We start from the raw sequence: 7,782 nt of genomic DNA, 5'->3' as shown, positions 1-7,782 counted from the left end.
CGCGAATACATCAAAGGGCCGAGGTAGCTCCTCATTATGAGCCCGCATATAAGCACGCAGTCTGACAAAATTAACGAAGGGTATTGTGCAATAGGAGGAGTCCATATAAGGCACTTCAGTGCCGAATCTAGACCATAACAAACACATTCATGGCTAAGGCTATTCCTACAAGATGAGAAGGTCAGCCTGGTAGGTTGGGTAGAGAGGAGCGAAACCCAACATAATCCATATAACCCTCTTCATAACCCATGGTTAATAACTCTTAAAATCTCTACTGGTCTAACAGGTTAGCGATCTCTAAAATGGCTTATTTCACCTTGCGCTAATTCGTCTTTTATTAATTAGCTTTATCTCTTCATTGTGCATGACGAATGACCACGCTGTTGGGTTTCGCTGCGCTCAACCCAACCTACGCCACGCCTTCCAACTTTCCAGTTGCTAACAAAAAAGCCCAGCCGGTTTCCTGGCTGGGCTTCTATATCTAGTAATGATGAGATTACTTAATAACCATACTGTAGATAAGGGCAAATACTGCTAGAGAGCCAACTGTTAATACGAACAGTGTGCTTAAGCGGTTTCTGTATTTGTGTAAGCTAGGTACTTTATAAACGGCAATCATTGGCATGATGAAAAGGATCATGGCGATGATAGGGCCTGACAGCTGATCCATCATGTCTAAAATACTTGGGTTGATCACTGAGCAATACCAAATAGCAAAGAACATGATAACAGTGCCAATCTTATCAACGAGTTTAGGGTTCATATGGGCTTGCTTACTAACAAGGCCGTTGAAGCTCTCACGGGCACCTAAGAAGTGACCTAAGAATGAAGATGTAATCGCGATAAAGGCTACTAATGGCCCTAAGGTCGCAATAAACGAGTTATCTGTAATATTGGCAAGGAATGACAAGATAGACACGTTATCAGCTTTTGCTTGTACCATTTGTTCAGTAGATAGTGACAGCACACACGAGAATACAAACAGTAAAACAAACACGATTAATAGTAGGCTAGTACGCTTTAGAATTGCTTCTGACTTCATTTTAGCATTATTGCCGTAGTGAGCACGTTGTACATGCACAAAGCTTGAGATCGCAGCTGCGTGGCTAAATGAGAATACAATGATAGGTATTGATAACCAAAGTGTTTTCATAAAGCCTGAAAACTCAGGGACAGACACATCTGGCATTTGCCAGCTTGGGATCAGGTAAATCGATAAGAAAAACAAGATAGCGACAAGCGGATAAACAAGGATTGCAAAAGCACGTAACATCAGTGCTTCGCCACCAAGCATTAAACTGATCATACCGCCAACGAGTACACCAGATAACAGTACGCGTGGTGGTGATTCCATACCTAGTTGATTAACGATAAAGCTATCAACAGTGTTGGTTAATCCTACACCGTAAATAAGTAAAATAGGGAAGATAGAGAGAAAATACAGTAAAGAGATTAAGCGCCCGGTGTTAATGCCAAAGTGTTCTTCTACTACATCGGTAAAATCTGCTTTAGGCTGTTTTGATGATAAAACAAATCGGGCTAAGCCTCTGTGAGCTAAGTAAGTCATCGGAAAGGCAAGGCATGCCATGATAATCAAAGGCCAAAATCCGCCGATACCGATATTAATTGGTAAGAATAAAATCCCTGCACCGACTGCGGTGCCAAATAAACTTAATACCCATTGGGTGTCATGAAGATTCCATTTTGAGTTACTACTTGTTGTCGATGCATCATACGGCATAGCATCTTGATGTGTGTTCATTAGCACTCCACTATTAGAATAATAATTGTCGCGCAGCATATAGAAAAGCGACTTAGAATGCATGTTTTAGCGTTGTATTTAAATAACTATGCTGTAAGGAGAGACTTACAAAAGAAGAAAGTTGGGCTTATTTATAAAGCCCAGTTGTGGTATTTATTCTGCTGCTGCAAGTGCGCGAGCTTTAATATCTGCGGCAAATGCTAAACCTTTCTTAAAACGTGCCTCAGCTGCAGTGATTTCACTTTCATCGCCATTAGCGACAAGCACTCCTTGTGAAAGGGCTTTATAAAGTGCGCTAATTTGGGCCTCGTAGCCAGATTCAATTGCTTTTTCAACAGTCGTCATGGTTATTCCTTTATGAGTTTGAGAGAGCAAAATACTATAGGAACAAGGACTTATTGGCTAGATGATTGTGGTCATAAAGTAGGGAATATGAAATTTTGATATTTTTTTTGCGATGACAGGGGAGACGCTGGGTTTCGCTACGCTCTACCCAGCCAGCCTACGGTATTTAACGGAACGCTTTTAGTCCTGTAACGCCGATACGACAAAATACGGATTCAGATACTCTTCTTTACTGTTATACAGTAGTGGGCTGCCATCGAGTTTGCTAACCGTTGCGCCTGCTATTTCGGCAATCGCATGACCTGCTCCGGTATCCCACTCACAGGTTGGGCCTAGGCGTGGGTATATATCAGCACTACCTTCGGCAACAAGACAAAGTTTTAGCGAGCTGCCCTTTGAAACCATTTCTACATCTTCAAACTGTTTTACAAATTCAGCTAGATCAGGAGAAGGGTGTGAACGGCTGCCGACAACACGGATAAGCCCTTTATTTGGTTTACGGGTTACCTTAAGTTCAATGCGCTCATCACCTTTATCTTTAAAGGCACCAATTGCTTCTGCGGCAATATACGACACACCTAATGCCGGTGCATCGACAACAGCTAATACTGGTTTAGCATTTTCAATCAAGGCAATGTTCACTGTGAACTCGCCATTCTTTTTGATGAACTCTTTGGTGCCATCAATTGGGTCTACTAACCAGTAGCGTTGCCAAGTTTGACGAATATCCCAGCTAATATCAGCGCTTTCTTCGCTTAGAATTGGTACATCTGGGGTAAGATGTTGTAAGCCATTCACAATCACTTTGTGAGCTGCTAGGTCGGCGTCGGTCACTGGGCTTTCATCAGCTTTGTACTCAACATTAAAGTCCTTTTCGTAAATCCCCATTATTGCACTGCCGGCTTGGCGTGCGAGGAGTAAGATTTCTTCTAGCAGTTCCGTTTGATTCATGACTTAACCTATAATTTGCTGTTGTTTTAAATACGCTACCAGCTCTTGCACCGATTGGTCTAGGGTGTTTTTACTGGTATCGATTTTAATTTCTGGCGATGTAGGGATTTGATAGTCTGAGTCGATACCAGTGAAGTGCTTAATTTCACCTGCGCGCGCTTTTTTATAAAGCCCTTTAGGGTCGCGTGTTTCACACACGTCGAGCGGGGTATCTAAAAATACCTCAATAAACTCACCATCCTCTACTAAGTTTCTTACCATATCGCGTTCGCTTTGGAATGGCGAAATAAATGCGGTTAATACCACAAGACCAGCATCGACCATTAGCTTTGCAGTTTCACCAACGCGGCGAATGTTTTCTACGCGGTCTTCATCTGTAAAGCCAAGATCTTTACACAAGCCATGACGCACATTGTCGCCATCGAGTAGGTAGGTGTGAACGCCTAACTGGTTTAATGCGCTTTCTAGTGCGTTAGCAACTGTGCTTTTGCCTGAACCTGAAAAACCAGTGAACCATAAAATGGCAGGCTTATGCTTTTTTTGCTCACTACGCTGTGATTTGCTAATGGCGTAATTATGCCAAACGATATTTTCATCCATTGTATTTACTCTCGTTATTGAAATGGGAATACCAGTGGTATGAGTGTTAAAACCGTAATCGAGTAAATAATCGATAAAGGTAAGCCCATGGCAATGTAATCTTTAAGGCGGTAATTTCCCGCGCTGTAAACCATCAAGTTAGTTTGATAACCAAATGGCGAAATGAAACTCGCTGATGCACCAAATGCGACAGCCATAATAAAAGGCAACGGTGATACATCAAAACCAACGGCGAGTGCATACGCTACCGGAAATGAAAGCGCGGCAGCGGCATTATTGGTAATGAGTTCGGTAAACAAAACCGTCATCAAGAATATTGCGATAAATGCCCCGTAAGGCCCAAAATCACCTAATACGTATAACATGGCTGATGAAATTTCACCGGCAAGGCCTGTGCCTATCATGAGTTTGGCAAGGCCAATAGCACTACCCACTACTGCGAGTAACTCAATTGGAAAACGACGTTTTACTTCACTTAGCTTGATTGTACCCGTTAGCATTAAACCGATAAGAAGAACGAGTAGGCCTTTCACTAAGGGAACGAGGCCAACAATACTTAACCCCAATACGGCTGCAAAACTTGCTAACACAATATTTGATTGCTTAGGTTTTAAATGGGTTTGTAAATCAAGACCTGAAATATAAACGAACTCACGTTTTAAATTAGGTAGCGAGTAAAACTCTTTGCCAGGCGCTAGGATCAGCGAATCACCAGCTTGCAACTGAACTTTACCCAAACCACCTTGTAAACGGTCATGGCCGCGGCGAATAGCAATAACGGCAGCATGAAATTGTTCACGAAAGCGAACTTCTTTAATTGTTTTACCAATGTATTTTGAAGAATGGCTAACAACAACTTCAACTAAGTGCTCAACGTCTTTCTCATGTTTGTCGTGCACAACTTTTAAGCCGTCAAATTGGGTGAGCAGAGGTACTGACTTTATATCACCTACAAAAAGTAATACGTCACCTTCTTTGATAACTTGTTTTGGGGTAACCGCACAAATACGTTTGTCACCGCGGATTATTTCGGCTAAGAACAAGTCTTTTAATTCACGAAGGCCATTTTCCTCAACACTTTTACCAATAAGTTTTGAGCCTGCTTCTACTTTACCTTCAAGGTAAAAGGGCACCACTTCTTGGTCGTTTTTACCGTTATCTGGTAAATACTTGAGCATCACTAAAATAGTGATAAGGCCAACGCTCAGTGCGCCTAAGCCAATCAAGGTAAAATCAAAAAAGCCAAGCGGCTCCATGCCCGCTTCAACGGCAAAGCCATTAACAATTAAATTGGTTGAGGTGCCAATCAGGGTGATCGTGCCACCTAAAATGGCGGTGTATGATAAAGGCAATAAAAGTTTAGACGGTGAATGTGTTGGGCTTTCTTTTATCGCACTGATCAGCGATGCCACTACCGCAGTATTATTGGTAAATGATGATAAAAAGGCGGTTGATAAACCAAGCTTGGTCACCGAACTTGTCAGGCTGCCTTTCGAAAGAGACTGAGCAAGCTTTTGCACTAACGTGGTTTTTTCTACAGCTATCGAAACGAGTACAAGTAGAATAAGAGTGATTAAAGAAGGGTTTGCATAGTTAATTAGCATATCTTCAAGGCTTATTAGCCCTGCTAAATAACTAATACCAATGGCGCCGACAAATAACCATGCAGGTTTTAGTCGAGTGCCAAAAAGGCACCCCACTAATACCAGCATAATGCCTGTTAATACCAGCTGTTGATACATGCTTTTTACTTCCTATAACAGGCGAATAGTGGTTATTTAAGCTTAGTTATATCAAGCGCTTGCCAATGAGGGAAGTGCTTGCGTACTAAAGCGTTAAATTCAACTTCAAAGTCGCTAAAGCTACTTTGTTGTTCTTCAGTGCTAAGTAATTGCTCAATCATACCTGCCGCAACGGTTAGGTTTGATAAGCGGTCAATTAGGATAAACGCACCTGTTTCATGATTATTGTGGTACTCATCAGCCAAAATTGTTTCTGTAAGCTCTAAGGTTACAATTGCAATTTCGTTAAGTTGTAATGAATCAGCTTGACCATGCTCAAGGGTATTTACATCAATCGTGTGATCGATTTTTCTTACCACTGCCGAGGTATTTTTGCTGCCTAACTTAAAGTTATAGCTTTTACCTAATACTAACGGTGCTTCATGCATCCATACTAGTTTAGCTTGAATACGGTTTGTTACAGCAGCTTTTGAAGCGGCTGGTACAATTACATCGCCACGGCTGATATCAATTTCGTCGTTTAACGTTAAAGTGATTGCTTGGCCTGCTTCAGCGGTATCTAAGTTGCCATCGAAAGTGACAATCTCTTTGATGCTTGAGCTTTTACCTGATGGTAATACTTTTACAGCATCACCCACGCTGAACTTGCCAGACGTTAGAGTGCCTTGGAAGCCACGGAAGTCTAAGTTAGGGCGTACCACATATTGCACCGGAAGACGCGCTTCAAAACCGTTATCAATTTCAGCCGCTGGTGAGTCTTCAAGTAACTCAAGCAGTGGTTTATCTGTGTAATAAGGTGTGTGCTCTGAGCGTGTAACTACGTTGTCACCTTTTAGTGCTGACATAGGCACAAACTTGATATTAGTAACGTTTAGTTGATCTGCAAACTTAAGGTAGTCGGCTTTGATTTTTTCGTATACGGTTTCATCGAAATCGACGATATCCATCTTGTTGATAGCAACAACAAACTGCTTTATACCTAATGAGTCACAGATAAAGCTATGACGCTTAGTTTGTACTTGTACGCCGTAACGCGCGTCAACTAAGATAATCGCCACATCACTGGTTGATGCGCCGGTTACCATGTTGCGAGTGTACTGCTCATGTCCTGGCGTATCAGCAATAATGAACTTACGTTTTGCTGTTGAGAAGTAACGATAAGCAACGTCAATGGTAATACCTTGCTCACGTTCAGCTTGCAGACCATCTACAAGAAGTGCTAAATCAAGCTCTTCACCGGCATTACCGACTTTTTCATTGTCTTTATGCAGGGCTGCAAGTTGGTCTTCATAAATTTGGTGACTGTCATGTAAAAGGCGGCCAATCAGCGTTGATTTACCGTCATCCACACTACCACAGGTCAGCATGCGTAAAAGGCTTTTGTCTTGTTGACGTGCAAGGTAGGCGTCGATGCCTAACTCTCTTACTTCATTAATCGTGTCGTTTGTTTTAGACATTAGAAATAGCCCTCACGTTTTTTCTTTTCCATTGAACCAGCAGAGTCGTGATCAATCACGCGGCCTTCACGCTCAGAAGAGGTTGAAAGCAGCATTTCTTCGATAATTTCAGTTAAGGTACCTGCTGTTGATTCCACAGCACCTGTTAGTGGGTAGCAACCAAGAGTACGAAAACGTACCGACTTCATTTGCGGTACTTCGCCTTCTTCTAATGGCATACGCTCATCATCAACCATGATTAGCGTGCCGTTACGCTCAACAACAGGGCGCTCTTTGGCAAGGTAAAGAGGAACCATTTCAATGTTTTCTTGGTAGATATACTGCCAAATATCCAGCTCAGTCCAGTTAGATAACGGGAATACACGAATGCTTTCACCTGGGTTAACTTGGCTGTTGTACGTATTCCAAAGCTCTGGACGTTGGTTTTTTGGATCCCATCTGTGATGTTTATCACGGAATGAGTAAACACGCTCTTTAGCACGTGATTTCTCTTCGTCACGACGTGCACCACCAAACGCAGCATCAAAGCCGTATTTATCTAACGCTTGCTTTAAGCCTTGCGTTTTCATGATGTCGGTGTGCTTTGCCGAGCCGTGAACAAATGGATTGATATCAATCTCTAACCCTTCAGGGTTTTTGTGGACGATTAAATCAAAGCCATACTCTTTAGCTAGGCGGTCACGAAACGCGATCATTTCCTTAAACTTCCAGTTGGTGTCAACGTGTAAAAGTGGAAATGGGATCTTTGCTGGATAAAACGCTTTACGCGCTAAGTGTAATAACACAGATGAATCTTTACCGATTGAGTAAAGCATCACCGGGTTTTCAAACTCAGCAGCAACTTCGCGCATGATTTTGATACTTTCAGCTTCTAATTGCTGAAGGTGTGTAAAAGCCATTGTTAGTCGTCCTACTAAAATGATTA

The 7,782-nt window shown here is 42.2% G+C and carries 7 protein-coding genes; all 7 read right to left on the bottom strand.

Annotated features, from left to right (window positions below; all coding sequences use genetic code 11):
• Nucleotides 1–496 precede the first annotated feature (496 nt).
• The 7 genes from L1272_RS18815 to cysD all read right to left on the bottom strand — a co-directional run bounded on the left by L1272_RS18815 (nucleotide 497) and on the right by cysD (nucleotide 7,756).
• Complete coding sequence (locus L1272_RS18815; protein ID WP_235374070.1) at nucleotides 497–1,762, bottom strand: aromatic amino acid transport family protein; 1,266 nt, start codon at nucleotides 1,760–1,762, stop codon at nucleotides 497–499.
• A gap of 153 nt (nucleotides 1,763–1,915) precedes the next feature.
• On the bottom strand, nucleotides 1,916–2,107 hold the full coding sequence (locus L1272_RS18810) for a hypothetical protein (RefSeq protein WP_235374069.1): 192 nt from the start codon (nucleotides 2,105–2,107) through the stop codon (nucleotides 1,916–1,918).
• 180 nt (nucleotides 2,108–2,287) lie between these two features.
• A complete protein-coding gene (cysQ, locus tag L1272_RS18805; protein WP_194442956.1) occupies nucleotides 2,288–3,058 on the bottom strand; it encodes a 3'(2'),5'-bisphosphate nucleotidase CysQ in 771 nt (256 codons plus the stop codon).
• A gap of 3 nt (nucleotides 3,059–3,061) precedes the next feature.
• Nucleotides 3,062–3,658: an adenylyl-sulfate kinase gene (gene cysC, locus L1272_RS18800; RefSeq protein ID WP_054564010.1), complete on the bottom strand. Its 597-nt coding sequence runs from the start codon at nucleotides 3,656–3,658 to the stop codon at nucleotides 3,062–3,064.
• Between the two features lie 14 nt (nucleotides 3,659–3,672).
• Nucleotides 3,673–5,400 (bottom strand): SLC13 family permease, encoded by a 1,728-nt coding sequence (locus L1272_RS18795; RefSeq protein ID WP_054554819.1) that lies wholly within the window; start codon nucleotides 5,398–5,400, stop codon nucleotides 3,673–3,675.
• A gap of 32 nt (nucleotides 5,401–5,432) precedes the next feature.
• On the bottom strand, nucleotides 5,433–6,857 hold the full coding sequence (gene cysN / locus L1272_RS18790; protein WP_138618646.1) for a sulfate adenylyltransferase subunit CysN: 1,425 nt from the start codon (nucleotides 6,855–6,857) through the stop codon (nucleotides 5,433–5,435).
• On the bottom strand, nucleotides 6,857–7,756 hold the full coding sequence (gene cysD / locus L1272_RS18785; RefSeq protein WP_235374068.1) for a sulfate adenylyltransferase subunit CysD: 900 nt from the start codon (nucleotides 7,754–7,756) through the stop codon (nucleotides 6,857–6,859). Before cysD ends, cysN begins: the two co-directional genes overlap by 1 nt.
• Between the last annotated feature and the right edge of the window lie 26 nt (nucleotides 7,757–7,782).

It is taken from the genome of Pseudoalteromonas sp. PAST1 (assembly GCF_021532515.1).
Lineage (GTDB): Bacteria > Pseudomonadota > Gammaproteobacteria > Enterobacterales > Alteromonadaceae > Pseudoalteromonas > Pseudoalteromonas simplex.
The sequence above is the reverse complement of the archived record's forward strand: the minus strand, read 5'-3'. Positions and strand labels throughout refer to the sequence as shown.

What these genes read in the sequence shown, in the direction of transcription:
- L1272_RS18815 (WP_235374070.1), bottom strand. Translation starts at nt 1,762, where the DNA reads ATGAACACACATCAAGATGCTATGCCGTATGATGCATCGACAACAAGT.
- L1272_RS18810 (WP_235374069.1), bottom strand. Translation starts at nt 2,107, where the DNA reads ATGACGACTGTTGAAAAAGCAATTGAATCTGGCTACGAGGCCCAAATT.
- cysQ (WP_194442956.1), bottom strand. Translation starts at nt 3,058, where the DNA reads ATGAATCAAACGGAACTGCTAGAAGAAATCTTACTCCTCGCACGCCAA.
- cysC (WP_054564010.1), bottom strand. Translation starts at nt 3,658, where the DNA reads ATGGATGAAAATATCGTTTGGCATAATTACGCCATTAGCAAATCACAG.
- L1272_RS18795 (WP_054554819.1), bottom strand. Translation starts at nt 5,400, where the DNA reads ATGTATCAACAGCTGGTATTAACAGGCATTATGCTGGTATTAGTGGGG.
- cysN (WP_138618646.1), bottom strand. Translation starts at nt 6,857, where the DNA reads ATGTCTAAAACAAACGACACGATTAATGAAGTAAGAGAGTTAGGCATC.
- cysD (WP_235374068.1), bottom strand. Translation starts at nt 7,756, where the DNA reads ATGGCTTTTACACACCTTCAGCAATTAGAAGCTGAAAGTATCAAAATC.